Annotated in this window: 1 pseudogene; it reads right to left on the bottom strand. The window is 53.1% G+C overall.

Going from position 1 to position 243, the window contains the following annotated elements:
- Nucleotides 1-243, bottom strand: a pseudogene (locus B0E34_RS22990) (malate synthase A); the annotation flags it as partial.

Genomic DNA, 243 nt, shown 5'->3' with positions numbered 1-243 from the left:
CTGGCCTTCAATGCAGTTTTTCCACGTCGGCGAGTTCGCATCTTCAAAGTCGGCCATAAAGACTTTCGCTCCTGAATTTAAAGCGTTGATGACCATTTTTCTGTCGACCGGGCCAGTGATTTCAACCCTGCGGTCCTCCAAATCCCGGGGGAGCGGCGCGACTGTCCAGTCCGCCTCGCGGATGTGCTTCGTTTCCGCCAAAAAACAAGGGTTCTTCCCTTGATCAATTTCAGCCTGCCTGAT

Source organism: Chryseobacterium mucoviscidosis, assembly GCF_002177115.1.
GTDB classification, from domain to species: Bacteria; Bacteroidota; Bacteroidia; order Flavobacteriales; family Weeksellaceae; genus Chryseobacterium; species Chryseobacterium mucoviscidosis.
This window is presented reverse-complemented; position numbering and strand designations above follow the sequence as displayed.